13 protein-coding genes are annotated in these 14,091 nt (G+C 65.3%); 5 read left to right on the top strand and 8 right to left on the bottom strand.

Annotated elements, in window-relative coordinates:
• Nucleotides 1-119: 119 nt before the first annotated feature.
• Nucleotides 120-632 (bottom strand): peptide-methionine (R)-S-oxide reductase MsrB, encoded by a 513-nt coding sequence (msrB, locus tag N551_RS0110070; protein WP_027566878.1) that lies wholly within the window; start codon nt 630-632, stop codon nt 120-122.
• Nucleotides 633-688: 56 nt separating this feature from the next.
• Entirely contained in the window at nt 689-2,200 is a 1,512-nt protein-coding gene (locus N551_RS0110065; protein ID WP_027566877.1) for an FAD-binding oxidoreductase, read from the bottom strand.
• Nucleotides 2,201-2,292: 92 nt separating this feature from the next.
• Here N551_RS0110065 and N551_RS0110060 point away from each other — a divergent pair, with 92 nt between their 5' ends.
• A complete protein-coding gene (locus N551_RS0110060) occupies nt 2,293-2,826 on the top strand; it encodes a histidine phosphatase family protein (protein WP_027566876.1) in 534 nt (177 codons plus the stop codon).
• A gap of 69 nt (nt 2,827-2,895) precedes the next feature.
• The gene (locus tag N551_RS0110055) at nt 2,896-3,321 is read left to right on the top strand and encodes a universal stress protein (protein ID WP_007602088.1); all 426 of its coding nucleotides are present in this window, start codon (nt 2,896-2,898) and stop codon (nt 3,319-3,321) included.
• 936 nt (nt 3,322-4,257) lie between these two features.
• Here N551_RS0110055 and N551_RS0110050 read toward each other — a convergent pair.
• On the bottom strand, nt 4,258-4,494 hold the full coding sequence (locus tag N551_RS0110050) for a DUF1127 domain-containing protein (protein ID WP_027566875.1): 237 nt from the start codon (nt 4,492-4,494) through the stop codon (nt 4,258-4,260).
• A 183-nt stretch (nt 4,495-4,677) separates the two neighbouring features.
• On the opposite strand from N551_RS0110050, the gene N551_RS0110045 reads away from it, so the two are divergent.
• Nucleotides 4,678-6,021 carry a PLP-dependent aminotransferase family protein gene (locus tag N551_RS0110045; RefSeq protein WP_027566874.1) on the top strand — a complete coding sequence of 448 codons (1,344 nt, stop codon included), beginning with the start codon at nt 4,678-4,680 and terminating at the stop codon, nt 6,019-6,021.
• An 80-nt stretch (nt 6,022-6,101) separates the two neighbouring features.
• Here the strand turns inward: N551_RS0110045 and N551_RS0110040 are convergent, their stop codons facing one another.
• Both N551_RS0110040 and N551_RS0110035 read right to left on the bottom strand, forming a co-directional pair.
• Nucleotides 6,102-6,680, bottom strand: coding sequence for a YdcF family protein (locus N551_RS0110040; RefSeq protein WP_245287755.1), 579 nt, complete (start codon nt 6,678-6,680; stop codon nt 6,102-6,104).
• A 101-nt stretch (nt 6,681-6,781) separates the two neighbouring features.
• A complete protein-coding gene (locus N551_RS0110035; RefSeq protein ID WP_027566872.1) occupies nt 6,782-7,369 on the bottom strand; it encodes a hypothetical protein in 588 nt (195 codons plus the stop codon).
• 79 nt (nt 7,370-7,448) lie between these two features.
• Here N551_RS0110035 and N551_RS0110030 point away from each other — a divergent pair, with 79 nt between their 5' ends.
• The gene (locus tag N551_RS0110030) at nt 7,449-7,883 is read left to right on the top strand and encodes a hypothetical protein (RefSeq protein ID WP_027566871.1); all 435 of its coding nucleotides are present in this window, start codon (nt 7,449-7,451) and stop codon (nt 7,881-7,883) included.
• A gap of 2 nt (nt 7,884-7,885) precedes the next feature.
• Here the strand turns inward: N551_RS0110030 and N551_RS0110025 are convergent, their stop codons facing one another.
• The 3 genes from N551_RS0110025 to N551_RS0110015 all read right to left on the bottom strand — a co-directional run bounded on the left by N551_RS0110025 (nt 7,886) and on the right by N551_RS0110015 (nt 12,465).
• Nucleotides 7,886-10,285, bottom strand: coding sequence for an EAL domain-containing protein (locus N551_RS0110025; RefSeq protein ID WP_027566870.1), 2,400 nt, complete (start codon nt 10,283-10,285; stop codon nt 7,886-7,888).
• A 112-nt stretch (nt 10,286-10,397) separates the two neighbouring features.
• Nucleotides 10,398-11,801, bottom strand: a complete 1,404-nt coding sequence (locus N551_RS0110020) for an MFS transporter (RefSeq protein WP_027566869.1) — start codon at nt 11,799-11,801, stop codon at nt 10,398-10,400.
• A gap of 157 nt (nt 11,802-11,958) precedes the next feature.
• Nucleotides 11,959-12,465 carry a ferritin-like domain-containing protein gene (locus N551_RS0110015; RefSeq protein ID WP_027566868.1) on the bottom strand — a complete coding sequence of 169 codons (507 nt, stop codon included), beginning with the start codon at nt 12,463-12,465 and terminating at the stop codon, nt 11,959-11,961.
• A 426-nt stretch (nt 12,466-12,891) separates the two neighbouring features.
• Here N551_RS0110015 and N551_RS0110010 point away from each other — a divergent pair, with 426 nt between their 5' ends.
• Nucleotides 12,892-13,974: a YbhN family protein gene (locus N551_RS0110010; RefSeq protein WP_027566867.1), complete on the top strand. Its 1,083-nt coding sequence runs from the start codon at nt 12,892-12,894 to the stop codon at nt 13,972-13,974.
• Nucleotides 13,975-14,091 lie beyond the last annotated feature (117 nt).

Here is a 14,091-nt window from a genome sequence, read left to right as displayed (position 1 = left end):
ACTGTCGCAAGGGCTATGCCAATGCGGGTACTTTCGCGAAATCAATGACTTAATGAAAAAGCCCCGGTCGGACGACCGGGGCACAATTGCCGGGACCGGCAACAATTGCCGGACGAAACCTAGGTTGCGGACGCCGCCGCGGGATGGAAGACCAGCCCGAAACCGTCGATGCAGTAGCGCAGTCCGGTCGGCTTGGGACCGTCGTCGAAGACGTGGCCGAGATGGCCGCCGCAGCGCCGGCAATGCACCTCTGTCCGGAGCATGCCAAAGGTGCGATCCTCGGTCTTGCCGACATTGCCCTCGATCGGCTGGTAGAAGCTCGGCCAGCCCGTGCCGCTCTCGAATTTGGTGTCGGAGGCGAACAGCGGCAGGTCGCAGCCGGCGCAGGCGAAGATGCCCTTGCGGTGCTCCTTGAGCAGCGGGCTGGAGCCCGGCCGCTCGGTGCCCTCCTTGCGCAGGATCTCATATTGCTGCGGGGTGAGCTGGGCACGCCATTCGGCGTCCGTTTTCTCGATCTCGAATTTTTGCGCGGCTTTCTCTCCAGCCTCCGCGGGCGATGCTCTGAGCCAGCGGAAGGCCGCAAGGCCGAACAGGCCGGCGACGGTCGTCAACAGGATGCGGCGGTCAAACATCTCATTCTCCATGCGGGAGCGTCTACGCCCTGAGATACGGGCTCTCACGGCAGACGTTACACTTCCGGGCGGGATTTTTCTCGGGTCTCTTGCGGGACGCTGTCGTCGCGCGAGACCGGTTCCGGGGCTGGTTCCGAGGCTGGTTCAATGGCTTCTGCCGCAGTTTTCGGCGGCTGGGTAAGCCGCGGCCTGACGCCTGACGGAGGCCGGCGCGGACCGGTGCCGGCGGCCCGGTTGGCTTCGGCGAGGCGTGTCTCGCGTTCTCTGTCCTTGACCCTGGCACGTTCACGATAGCGGGCAAGCGAGCCTGCGGCAGCGGAACTCGCCCTGCCCCAGATTCCGACCAGTTGGCCGGCAACCCGCCCCGTCGTTCCCCCCGCCCAGACCAGCTCGAACGGTGAGAACAGCTTCCAGCGCTCGTCGCCCCACAGGATGCTGCGCGCGATCATCTGCCCGGCCATGGCCGAGGTGTTCATGCCTTGGCGGCCGAACCCGCTGGCCACCCACAGGCCTTTGCGCAACTGGCCGATCTGCGGCATGCCATGCACGGTCTGGCCGGTGGCGCCGCCGAAGGTCTCGGTGATTTCGACATTGCCGAGTTGGGGGAAGATGGACCGGATCCGCCGCCTGACGGCGCCCGCAAAGCGTTGCGGGCGTGCCGCCCAGGTGGTCTCCGGGCTCTCCCACATCAGGCGGTCGCCATCGACGATCCGGAAATGATCGACGCCGTGGGAATCCATCACCGATCCCTTGAAGGCGATGATCTCGTGCACGCGCTCGCCGAGCGGCGCGGTGATGCCGGCATAGCGCCAGACCGGCAGCAGCGTTTCCGACAGGCGCCGCAACGGCGCACCGAGATGGATGTTGCCGGCGAGCACGATATGGGTGGCGCGCAGCCGCGCCGAGGGCGTGACGATGCGCTTGCGGATGCCGGAATGATCGATGCTGACGACCGGCGTATCCTCGAAGATGCGCGCCCCCGCCCGCCGCGCCAGCGCCGCGAGGCCGTGCGCATATTTGCGGCCGTCGACCTGGAACGCCTTCGGATAATACACGCCATGGAAGTAGTGTTCGGTCTTGAGCACCGCGCGGACGCGATCGACCTGCCAGCCCTCGGCCTCGGTGTCGAAATCCTCGTTCAGCATCTGCAAGCGGCTGATCAGCCGGTCGCCGGCATCGACGTTGGAGACCTCGAGCACGCCGTCGGTCGGGCCGATCCCCGGCATGTTCTCCTCGGTGGCGTTGGCCCGGACGAACTCGGCGCCCGCTTTCGACAGCGTCCACAATTCCCGCGCGTCCTCGAAGCCGATCCGCTCGATCAGCTCGGCGAGCGGCAGCGCGAAGCCCGGCATCACGGTGCCGAGTTGATTGCCGGAAGCGTTCCAGCCGATGTGGCGGCCCTCGAGCACCGCGACGCTGGCCCCCAGCCGGGCCGCCTCGAGCGCGATGGAGAGCCCTGCAAGCCCGGCCCCGATGACGCAAATGTCCGCATCGAGGTCGAACGACAGCCGCGCCCGGTCGCGAAAGCCGGCTTCTTCCTGGGACACGCTTGTGAAAGTCTCGCTCATGTCGTTTCTTAAAGGACTGAGCGGCCGCTTGTCACCTTGTCCTCGACCAGCGCCTGTAGATTATCCTGGTCGTGTAACGATTCGAGAATGCCATGCGCCGTTTGCTGCTGCTGCGTCACGCCAAGACCGAGACCGACGCGCCGAGCGGCCGTGACCAGGACCGCCGGCTCGACGACCGCGGCCACAAGGATGCCGCCGAGATCGGCGACTGGATGGCCTCCCATCCCCCCTTTCCCGAGGCCGTGCTGGTGTCGCACGCGGTCCGGGCCCGGCAAACCTGGGACATCGCCTGGGAGACCATGAAGGACCGCGTCGCCGCGCCGCAGGTCGAGATCCTGCCGGAACTCTACGTCGCCGATCCCGCCCAGATCCTGGAATCCATTCGCACTGCAACCGTCCCGGCCGACCCGAAGCAGTTGCTGGTGGTCGGCCACAATCCGGGCATGCACGAGATCGCCCTGATGCTGACGGGCGGCGGCGATCCCGCCGCCGCCAAGGCGCTCGCCGACAACCTGCCCACGTCGGGGCTTGCGATCTTCGACTTTGACGTCAAGGATTGGGGCGACGTGGCTTACCGCCGCGGCAAGCTGGTGCTGTTCGTCAGTCCGAGGTTGCTTCGAAGTTAAGGCTGCTCGATCGGGTTGATCGCGCGACGTGCCGGCAAGACGTCCTGACTGGAAGATTTGGAGGCGCAGATGTTCAAGTCCATCCTCGTGCCCATCGACCTCGCCGACACCGATCTGGCCAAGCCGGCGATCGCGACCGCGGCAACGCTGTCACAGACCTGGAGCGGCGTGGTGCGCCTGCTCAACGTGCTGCCGATGACGCCGGTGATGCTGGCCGAATACGTGCCGGCCGATTTCGACGAACAGCAGCGCCAGACCTCGGAAGAAGCCCTCGCCATCGTCGCACGCGAGTCCGGCATCGAGCCTTCCCGCATCTCCAGCGTGGTGCGCCAGGGCGGCATCTATCACGAGATCCTGGAGGAAGCGGTGCACATGAAGGCCGAGCTGATCGTGATGACCTCGCACCGGCCGGCGATGCGCACCTATTTCCTCGGCTCCAATGCCGGGCATGTCGTGCGCTACGCAAAATGCTCGGTGCTGGTGGTGAGGCACTGAGGGTTGCGGCAAAACTCAGCATTGCAAGCAGCCAGGCTGTAGCCCGGATGAGCGAAGCGATACCCGGGGCAGCTCGTGTCACGATTTCCGGATGTCGCTTCGCTCATCCGGGCTACAAGCCCTTGCGTTGCCCGTCGGACAAAACACCCAAACGGTCGGTCAACGCCCGCCGCCGAAAATATTCCACTTTACCGAAATTCGGAAATCACGTATGTGTCGCGGCAACCCGGCCCAAGGAAGAGGGGCGTATCGCGATCGTCACGAACGCGGGCCGGACAGCGGCGGACGCGGGCCACACCGGCGCGGATGGCTTCGCAGGGCGGGCAACCGTGAGCGAAAGCGTCGCGCACACGACCGGTGTGATCAGCGTACGGCAAAACCGTGTCGTCCTGACGCCCGGGGTCTGTGCGTCAAGTCTTGTGGTGATGTGGCGGCCCGACCGGGTTCGCAGCATCAGCCATCCGCAAGGCGACGGGGGCAATAGTGCATCGCTCCCCGGGGAGAGCACGGCATAAGCCGTAAAACCGCTGCGCAGGGAAGGCCGGACGTTTTGGCTCCACCTGTATGCCGCTGTGCAAATTTCCTACTGCAACTTCGCACAGTGGACCGCGGGTGCCAGCCGGCGCCCGGTCTTCCCTGCGCCCTCTTTCAACTGAGGGCAAGGCGATGAAGCAAAGCTCGGGCGAAACAAGCCGCGAGAGGGCGAAGGTGTGTCTGCGATGAAGGCGCGAGCTAAAGGAGCGACAGTGCTACCCCCAAGCGCCGTCATTGCGAGCGCAGCGACGCAATCCAGAATCTTTCCGAGGTAGGATTCTGGATTGCGTCGCTGCGCTCGCAATGACGATATTGAAACAGGTGTGCCCGAGAACTCAGTCTCGTCGGCTCCGCGCAGCAGCGTCAGAACGCTGCAGCGCGTCCGGAACACGAGCGAAGCGCTTACAGATACCGCGTCAGCTCTGCTTTGGCCTGGCCGTAGACCGCGTCCTCGATCTGGCTGCGCGTGATCCCGATGTCGCGCAAGGCGCGGTCATCGAGGTCGTTCAGCGTCTTGACGGCGGAGCGTTGCTCCAGGCGGTCGAACAGCGCATAGGCGCCGTTGGCCAGCTTGCGGAAAAATCCGTCCGACGAGGATGAGCGTAAACTCCGCCCGGCGGTCTGCGAGATCGTGGTCATTGTCCTTCTCCGGCCTGTTGTCCACGCGGCGAAGCGGATGCCGTTGGCGCACGCGCCCGAGCGCCTGCACCTCATTTGCCTCGGATTGCTCTCGCTCTCCTCGGCTCAATCGTGAAGCTTGATGGAACTTAAATGCTCCACTACACTACTCGGAGCAAGTGAAACATTGCTCTCGGTGCAATAATGTCCAAGTTCGAATACGTGAAGCTTGCCGATGCCATTGCTCTCGATATCTCTAACGGCACGTTAAGACCGGGCGATCGGCTGCCGCCGCAGCGCAATTTTGCCTATGACCGTGGCATCGCGGTCTCGACCGCGAGCCGGGTTTATACGGAGTTGCTCCGCCGCGGCCTCGTCGTCGGCGAAGTCGGCCGCGGCACCTTCATCTCCGGCGCCATCAGGCGCGAGGTCGAGGCGCTGAGCGAGCCGCGCGACGCGCGGATCGATTTCGAGGTCAATTATCCGCTGCTGCCGCAGCAATGGGCGATGATCGCCAAGAGCCTTGCGGGCCTCGAACGCGTCGACGCGCTCGAATCCGCACTGCGCGTCTCCACCAGCACCGGCACCAAGAGCGTGCGCAATGCAGCCGCCGCCTATCTCGCGCGCAAGGATTTCGCGCCGCAGGCCGAGCAGATCGTCTTCACCGCCAACGGCAAGCAGTCGCTCGCGGCCGCGCTCGCAGCCCTCGTTCCCACCGGCGGCCGCTGCGGCGTCGAGGCGCTGACCTATCCTTACGTCAAGAGCATCGCCGCGCGGCTCGGCGTGACGCTGGTCCCGATACCGATCGACGAATTTGGCGCGCGCCCCGACGCCATCCAGAAGGCGCATCGCGAGGCGCATCTGTCGGCGCTGTATCTCCAGCCCATCATCCAGAACCCGCTTGGCGTCACCATGAACGCGACACGGCGCGCGGACATCATGCGCGTCGCCGAGAAACTCGATCTCACCATCATCGAGGACGCCGTCTACGGCTTCCTGGCCGACGACACGCCGCTGGCCGCGCTCGGACCCGACCGCTGCATCGTGATCGACAGCCTGTCCAAGAAGGTCGCGCCGGGCCTCGCGCTCGGCATCCTGGTCGCGCCGCCGCGATTGCGTGAGAGCGTGATGAGCGCGGTCCGCACCGGCGGCTGGATCGCGTCCGGCCATGCGCTGGCGTCCGGGCAGCGGCTGATGGCAGACGGCACCGTCGCCGAGCTGACGCGGCTGAAACGCGTCGACGCCGCGCGCCGCCAGCAGGCTGCGGCAAGGCTGCTCGCCGGCTACCAGCTCGCCGCCGATCCGCGCTCCTATCACCTCTGGCTCACGCTGCCGGCACACTGGCGCTCGCAGACCTTCGTCGCCGCAGCAGCCCGGCGCGGCATCGCGCTGACACCGTCCTCGACCTTCGCGATCGCCCATGGTCACGCGCCGAACGCAGTGCGGCTCGCGCTCGCCCCGCCCTCGTTCGAGCAGCTCGATTCCGGCCTGCGCACGATCGCATCGCTGCTCGGCACCAAGGAAGAGGATTTCGACTCGACGGAGTAGCTAAAGCGTTCTCGAGCGAAGTGGGTACCGGTTCGCGTCAAGAAAACGCGTCAAGCAATAATCTGATGCCGTTCCTCCGCTCAGGCCTCGGGCCATTCCGCGATGAAGCCCCTCGCCTTGTAAGGCTCGATCTTGTCCCATTCGTGCAGCATGCGGCGGCGAAATTCGGGATCGGTGTGCCAGAGCGCGCGCGGCGTCGCAAAGCTGTCGACCGTGAGCAGCATTTTCTCGACCTCCGGCCAGTGCCGGTGCAGCGTCATCGGATAGCGTCGCGCGGTCCAGGTGTTGCCGAGGCAGATCACGCTGCAGACATTGTGCAGCCCGAGCGCCGCGTCAATGATCGGCAGCGAGAGGATCACGTTCTCGCCGGTGTTTTGGGCACGATGTTCCTCGAGAATTCGGTCGGCCGGAATGCCCGCCGCGACCATCGCCGCCTTGATGATCGTGCACTCGGATTGCTCCGAGCCCGCCGTCACGCCGCCGCTGACAATCGACCAGCGGAAATAGCCCTGGCGCCATAGTCGCGTCGCCGTATCGGCCCGCAGCGTGACGTCCTCTCGGGTGCCGAACATGAACAGGAGGTCCGCCGGCTGCAGCGGCGTATCGATCAGATGTGCGCGGTTGATCTCGGAGATCTCATCCGCCGAAGGCTTACGCATGCCGCGGTCCATGGTTGACATGGCAGCACGATGCGACACCGGGGCAACGGCGCGAAGTCACGTTTGGTTGCGGCCCATTGCACCCAAGGCAGCAAGGCCATTTAGGGCAGCAAGGCGCTCGGCACGCGATCGAAGCTGTAGCTCCGCGGCTGGTTGCGCCGGACGAACCCGCCGATCTGCCAGGCGAATAGCGCGGCAAAGCCGATGATGAACAGCGCCCCGGCGAATTCGCCGATCGCGAGCGCGCGGATCAGGAGCCCCGTCATCGCCACTGCAAGCACCGCAAGAAAAGCCAGCATTGTCGCGTAGGTCCTGCGGCCGAGGCCCGCGGTCAATTCGGCGCGGCTGCCGGCCTGCGCCATGCGCGCGTGCAACGCGACGATGAAGTCGCGAAAACCTTTGTCCTGCGGCGCCATCAGGGCCGCGGTTTGCCAGCTCGTCGAGAGGATCGCGATACGGCCGCCACCGGTGTGGCTGACATCGGCGCGAAAGCGGTGCTGCTGCATCGACACCGGGCGGAACGACAGCCGGATTGCACTGATCTCGTCATAACGCCACAGGGCCGAACGGCCGCCGATGTGCCAGGACAGCCCCTCCTCCGTCAGTTCGAAGCGATGCGCCGAGCCGATCAGCGACGCCTTGTAGGCGTAGCTCGCGCCCGCAGCCGCCTCAGCTCCCGAATCCTGCATCTTCACAATCGATCCAATCCGGGCGATCCCATCTGCGATCCGCTTGCGTGAGCGCCCTGCCCCATCCTACAAGCGGGACATGGCTGAGACGATTTTTTTTCCGCGCCGTCTGATTCTCGGCGCCGCCGTGATCTCCGGCGTGCTGCTCGCGCTCGCCGTGCACATGCTGGGCGCGCGCTACGGGCTCGACCTCGGCGGCCTCTGGCACTCGGATACGCACGAGTTCATACCGGCGGGCGCGGCGATCGCCTGGTGGCTGATCGCCTCCGTCGGCTTCTCCGGCGGCTATTTCACGGCGACATTGATGCAGAGCGCCGTCTCGGGCCAGATCCCGCAACGGATGCGGCAATTCCTGATCGCGGTCGGCGTGCTGCTGCTTGCGGGCGCAGGCCAGGTGGCCTCGGCGCCGAGCCCGGTGCCGACGGTCTCGGGCGTGCTGGCGGGGATTGCCGCGCTGGGCCTCGGTGCCGTGATGGCGTTCTGCGGCGCGCATTTCGCACTGCGCCGCGGCTAACCTCAGGCGGTCGCGCGCAACGGCGGTCGGTCCAGCATGATCGCGACATCGGCAGCGGGCCGCGGCTTACTGAACAGATAGCCCTGCGCCTGGGTGCAGCCTTCGCGCCGGAGCAGCTCGAGCTGCGCGTCGTTCTCCACCCCCTCAGCCGTGGTGACGATGCCGAGGCTCCGGCCCAGCCCGGTCACGGCGCGGATGATCGCCATAGAATCCTCACGCGTCGCGAGTTCCGACACGAAGGAGCGGTCGATCTTGATCTTGTCGAAGGGGAAGCTGCGCAGATAACTCAGCGATGAATAGCCGGTGCCGAAATCGTCGAGCGAGATGCGTACGCCCATGGCGCGGAGGTCGTGCAGCGTGGCCAGCGTCGCCTCGCTGTTCTGGAGCAGCACGGATTCGGTGATCTCGAGCTCGAGACGGCGCGCGTCGAGTCCGGACGCGACCAGCGCCTCGGTCACGGATGCGATCAGGTTCGGATTCTTGAACTGCACCGGCGACAGGTTGACGGCGACGTCGACATCGTCGGGCCAGGTGGCCGCGTCGGTGCAGGCGGAGCGCAGCACGAATTCGCCGAGCTGGATGATCAGTCCGGTCTCTTCGGCCAGCGGAATGAAGTTCATCGGCGCGATCAGGCCGCGCTCTGGATGGTTCCAGCGCAGCAGCGCCTCGAACGCGACGACTCGACCGCTGACGACGTCGCGGATCGGCTGATAGTAAGCCTCGAACTCGTCGCGTTGCAGGGCGGCGCGCAGGTCCATCTCCAGCAGACGCCGCGCCTGCGCGCGCGCATCCATGCCGGTCTCGAAGAACCGATAGGTGCCGCGGCCGTCAGCCTTGGCGCGATACAGCGCGAGGTCGGCGTTCTTCAACAGCTCGTCGGGATTGCTGCCGTCCTGCGGCGACAGCGAGATGCCGATCGAGACGCCGATGATGATCTGATGGTCGTCGATCTCATAGGGCGCCGAGATCACCTCGACCAGGCGGCCGGCAAGGGACCTTGCCGCGGTTTCCTCCGAACGTCCGATCTGGACCACGGCGAACTCGTCGCCACCGAGCCGCGCCACCGTGTCGCTCTCGCCGACGGTGGCCTTCAGCCTGCGCCCGACCTCCTTGAGCAGCGCGTCGCCGATGGGATGGCCGAGCGAGTCGTTGATGTCCTTGAAGTGATCGAGATCGAGACAAAGCACCGCGAGCTGGTCGCCCGATCTGGTCCGGCGCAGTCCCTGCACGAGCTGCTCGTGGAACAGCACACGGTTCGGCAGGCTGGTCAGCGCGTCATGGCGGGCCATGTGCGAGATCTTGGCCTGGGCCTCCAGCCATTCGGTGATGTCCTCGAAGGTCGCGACCCATCCGCCGCCCTGCATCGGCTGGTTGACGACCCGGATGGAGCGGCCGAACCTGGTCACGACGTCCGTCGTGGTGCGGCTCTCGCGCGCGTCGGCGACGAGGCGGGCGAAGAATTCGCCGGCATCGCCCTGCCACTGACCCTTCGCCTGCTCCTCTCGCAGCACGTCGACCAGCAGTCGGCCGGTGAGCAGGATGTCGGTGCGGCCGAGCATCGCGGCATAACGCTCGTTGAACAGGATGATCTTGCCGTCCGCATCGAACATGCACAATCCCTGCGACATGTTCTCGAGCGCCGTGTCCAGCACGATCCGCTGGCGGCCCAATTCGCCCTTGGCGCGGCGGTCGAGCAGCGCGGCCACCAGCGCAATCGCGATGATCGCGACCGCTGCACCCGCTGTGAAGAAGGACAACGAGGCCGCCGGGATCGATAACCCGCTGGTCGCGAGCGTCGGATCCGGCGTCAGAACGACGGCGCCCATTGCGGTGAAATGATGTGCGACGATGGCGACCGTTAGCAGGGTGCTCGCGGTTAGCGCATGGAACAGGTCGTCGCGCCGCGCAGCGACAAACAGCGCGAGCGCCGCGAAGACAATTCCGAACAGCACCGAGGCGGCAACCGTGCTCCCGATCCAGTCGACGCGTGCCGGCATCTCCAGCGCCGCCATGCCGGTATAATGCATCGTCGCGACCGCGGTGCCGACGATGGCGCCGCCGAGCACGATCCACGGCGCGCGCGCGGAGGATGCCGCCAGACTCAGCCCCACGAAGGTTAAGGAGATCGCGAAGATCAGCGAAAGGATCGTCACCGGGATGTTGTAGGCGCCGGCGCCGCCCGGCCCGTAGGCGAGCATCGCAATGAAATGCGTCGCCCAGATGCCGCATCCGCTGACGGCGGCATCCAGGGCGATCCAGACCAGGCGCCCGGAGCCGTGCGTCGCGCGCGCGCGGTGAAACAGGCTGATCGCCGCCGCGCTTGCGAGCAGGCACACCGCGCCGCCAAGCGCGACGAGCCGCCAGTCGTGCTCCTCGGTAAGACAGTAGAGAACTTGATACATTGCGGGCCCCTATCGACCCGCACTTGAACCGACAGAGATGGACAGTCGGTAACCGGCTACGCGCCTGTTTCGGGGATGGTGAACGGAAGCTGTGTGCATTCGCTCGGATTGTTCATCCGCGCGCCGGCGCGCCGAGGCCGATCACGGCGGCGGCGAGCAGCAGCACGGCCGCCGACACGACCAGCGACAGGTGCAGGCCCGTCATGAACGCGCCCTCCGAGGCCACCAGCGAGCCGAACAGCGCGACGCCGAGCACGCTCCCGGTTTGTCGCGTCGCGTTCAGCACGCCCGCAGCGATACCGGAGCGTGCCTTCTCGACGCTGCCCAACAAGGTCGAGGTCAGCGGCGGCACCAGCAGCCCAAGTCCGCTGCTGATCGCGATCATCTGCGCAAAGATCGCCCAATAGCTCGTGCCGGCTTCGATCCAGAGCAGGCCGACGCAACCGAGCGCCGAGACGCAGGCGCCGACGACGATGGTCGGGCACGGGCCGATCCGCTCGGCGAGGCGCGGCGCCAGCAGATTGACCGGCAGCACCACGCCCATCATCGGCACGAAGGCGAGACCGGTCCACCATGCCGACAGCCCGTTGATCCTCTGGAAATACAGGCTGAGTACGAAGATCAGGCCGTAGATCGCGATGTTGACGAGCAGGCCGACGAGCGAGGTCAGCGCGAACAGCCGGTGGCTGAACAGCGACAGCGGCAACATCGGCTGTGCCGCACGGCTCTCGCGCCAGACGAAGAGCACGGCGAGAATTGCGGCTGCGACGAAGGCCGCGATCACAGCTGGATGGTCCCAGCCAAGCGCGCCACCTTCGATGATCGCGCCGGCGAGCGCCCCCAGCGCACCAATTGCCGCGAGCTGGCCCGGCAGATCGATCTCGCGCGAGCGAGCCCGCGTGGTTTCGCTGGCGTAACGCCAGCTCAGCCACAGGCCAATGAGTCCGACCGGCAGATTGACCAGGAAGATCGCGCGCCAGCCGACCAGCGTGATCAGCGCGCCGCCGACGAAGGGGCCGGCAGTGAGCGCGAGGCTCGCACCGGCGGCCCAGATTGCAACGGCGCGGCCGCGCTCGCGGTCGTCCGGATAGGCATGATTGAGCAGGGCAAGAGAGTTCGGCACCAGGATCGCCGCCGCCAGGCCCTGGACCAGCCGCGCCCCAATCAGCACGGTCGCATTGGGCGACAACGCGCAGGCGAGCGAGGCCACGGTGAAGATGGCGAATCCCGCCATGAAGACGCGCTTGGCGCCGATGCGGTCGCCGAGCGCGCCGGCCGTCAGGATGAATGCGGCAAACGCAATGGTGTAGGCGCTGACCACCCATTGCAGCTCGGCGACGCCGCCTCCGAGCGTCCTGCCCATTGCATCGAGCGCGGTGTTGACGATGGTGACGTCAAGCTGCACCACGCCATAACCAAGGCTCATCGCGGCAAGGGTGAGGGATGTCGCAAGGCGCGAGCCGGCATGCGGCGCGCCGGCTCCGAAGGCTTCGTATTTGACGGTGCTTACTCGCATGCTGCCATCTCGGTTGCAGCCCCATGCGAACGATACGCATCCAACCCGTCATGTTACGACAACGATCGAATGATGGATGCATGATGGGATATGTGATGCGCGAGCGTCGCGCGGACGGCCGCGCGACCCTCTGTCCTGATCCAGGCCGCGCCTGGCCCTAGCTCGCCGCGCGCAGGTTCACCTTGCTCTCGGCGAGAGTGGTCAGCTTCTTGTCGGTCGCTTTCTCTTCTTCCAACGTCTTGGCGAGCACGCTGGCGCAGTCGTTGCGGCCGAGTTGCTTCGCCCAGGCGATCAGACTGCCGTAGCGGACGATCTCGTAATGCTCCGCCGCCTGTGCCGCGTTGATCAGCGCCGCGTCGAGCACCGCCTTATCGGCCACTTCGCCGGCGGTCTCGTCGGCTTCCTCGATGATGCCGTCGATCGCCGGGCAATCGACCGCCTTCACCTGCGCACCGTGCATCTTGAACACTTCCTCAAGGCGCTTCACGTGCTCTCTGGTTTCTTCGAGGTGCGTCAAAAAGCCCTGCTTCAGCTGCGGATCGGTCGCCTTATCCGCCATTTTCGGCAGAGCCTTGGTGAGCTGCTGCTCGGCGTAATAGATGTCCTGGAGTTGATGAACGAACAGGTCGTTCATGGTTTTGATGTCTTTTGTGAACAATCCCATCGGTCCGATCCTCTCGGGTTGTGGGAACACAGAGGCGCCGGCTTGCAGGAGAAGCCGGTTATTCCGCCATGTTCGATTGCTGATGCGGCACTAACCAGCGCAGGGCATCGTCGTTCCAAAAAAGCCCGCATCCCTTGCGCTGGAACAATGTTGGCCGTGCAGGATCTGAGACCATGTCACAGACGGACGCGACCGATCCCACGACTCATATGCTTAACGCGCGTCCGATGTGAACCGCGTATGACAAAGTGGCTGGTCCAAGCTGGTCCAAGGCAGAACCTATCCTTGTCAAGGGCTGCACAAGTCACTGTTTTTGCCTTAAATGAGCTACATCATGCCTAGCGATCCAAGCCCACATCGGGCACTGATCGCATCTGACCGGCCAATGTCTGGCCTGGTCGGTCTTGCCCCCCGCCGGGAGGATGAATGCACGGACTGCTGACCGCGCTGAAGCGCGGCTTCAAGAGATGGATCGGCTGGCGGCGACTCGGCGTTGCGGCGAGCGTCTTCATCATTGCGTTCGCGATCACCACGCTGGTACGGACGCTCAAGGGCATCGACACCGGGGTCATCCTGACCGCGTTGACCGAGATCCCCCGCGGTAACATCGGGCTGGCGGCGATCTGCGTATGCTTCGCGTTCTGTACGCTGACCTTCTACGATTTTTTTGCACTGCGAACGATCGGCAAGAAGCACGTGCCCTATCGCATCGCAGCGCTCTCCAGCTTCACATCGTATTCGATCGGCCACAATATCGGCGCCACCGTCTTCACCGGCGGCGCGATCCGCTTCCGGATCTATTCGGATTACGGGCTGAATGCGATCGATGTCGCAAAAATCTGCTTCCTGTCGGGCCTGACCTTCTGGCTCGGTAACATCTTCGTGCTCTCGATCGGCATGGCCATCCATCCGGATGCCGCCTCCTACATGGATCAGCTGCCGTCGTCGATCAACCGGCTGATTGCGCTCGGCGGCCTCGCCTCGATCGGCGCGTATCTGGTCTGGCTGTGCATGGGCGAGAAGCGCCGCGAGCTGGGCCAGAAGGGCTGGAAGGTGGTGCTGCCGTCAGCGCCGCTGACGCTGGTGCAGATCCTGATCGGCGTCGTCGATCTCGGATTCTGCGCGCTGGCGATGTACCTTCTGGTGCCGGCCACGCCGCAGATCGACTTCCTATCGCTCTCGGTGGTGTTCATTTTGGCGACATTGCTCGGCTTTGCCAGCCACGCCCCCGGTTCGCTCGGCGTGTTCGACGCCGCCATGCTGGTGGCGCTGCCGGAGTTCGGCCGCGAGCAGCTTCTGGCCACGCTCCTTGTCTTCCGCATTCTCTATTTCGTGATCCCGTTCGGACTGGCCATCTCCATCATGGGCACACGCGAGCTCTGGATGAATGTGGTGGAGCCCTGGCAGGAGCGCCGAAGGCTGGCGGAGGCCTGCGCGCAGGCCAACCTGCCCAAGCAGGTGGCAGCGATTGAGCGCGAGCGGTCGCTGCGGCAGGCCAGCAAGCGCTGAGCATGATGCGGAAAAGTGCGAAGCGGTTTTCCGGAAAGATCATGCTCCAACGATAGTCCGCTAGACGCCGGCCGGCAAAACCATCAGACCGATGTTGCAGGCGGAGAGCAACTCTCT

Source organism: Bradyrhizobium sp. URHA0013, from assembly GCF_000518345.1.
Taxonomy (GTDB): domain Bacteria; phylum Pseudomonadota; class Alphaproteobacteria; order Rhizobiales; family Xanthobacteraceae; genus Bradyrhizobium.
This window is presented reverse-complemented; position numbering and strand designations above follow the sequence as displayed.

Coding starts and splice junctions, on each gene's coding strand:
- msrB (WP_027566878.1), bottom strand. CDS start 632: ATGTTTGACCGCCGCATCCTGTTGACGACCGTCGCCGGCCTGTTCGGC.
- N551_RS0110065 (WP_027566877.1), bottom strand. CDS start 2,200: ATGAGCGAGACTTTCACAAGCGTGTCCCAGGAAGAAGCCGGCTTTCGC.
- N551_RS0110060 (WP_027566876.1), top strand. CDS start 2,293: ATGCGCCGTTTGCTGCTGCTGCGTCACGCCAAGACCGAGACCGACGCG.
- N551_RS0110055 (WP_007602088.1), top strand. CDS start 2,896: ATGTTCAAGTCCATCCTCGTGCCCATCGACCTCGCCGACACCGATCTG.
- N551_RS0110050 (WP_027566875.1), bottom strand. CDS start 4,494: ATGACCACGATCTCGCAGACCGCCGGGCGGAGTTTACGCTCATCCTCG.
- N551_RS0110045 (WP_027566874.1), top strand. CDS start 4,678: ATGTCCAAGTTCGAATACGTGAAGCTTGCCGATGCCATTGCTCTCGAT.
- N551_RS0110040 (WP_245287755.1), bottom strand. CDS start 6,680: ATGCGTAAGCCTTCGGCGGATGAGATCTCCGAGATCAACCGCGCACAT.
- N551_RS0110035 (WP_027566872.1), bottom strand. CDS start 7,369: ATGCAGGATTCGGGAGCTGAGGCGGCTGCGGGCGCGAGCTACGCCTAC.
- N551_RS0110030 (WP_027566871.1), top strand. CDS start 7,449: ATGGCTGAGACGATTTTTTTTCCGCGCCGTCTGATTCTCGGCGCCGCC.
- N551_RS0110025 (WP_027566870.1), bottom strand. CDS start 10,285: ATGTATCAAGTTCTCTACTGTCTTACCGAGGAGCACGACTGGCGGCTC.
- N551_RS0110020 (WP_027566869.1), bottom strand. CDS start 11,801: ATGCGAGTAAGCACCGTCAAATACGAAGCCTTCGGAGCCGGCGCGCCG.
- N551_RS0110015 (WP_027566868.1), bottom strand. CDS start 12,465: ATGGGATTGTTCACAAAAGACATCAAAACCATGAACGACCTGTTCGTT.
- N551_RS0110010 (WP_027566867.1), top strand. CDS start 12,892: ATGCACGGACTGCTGACCGCGCTGAAGCGCGGCTTCAAGAGATGGATC.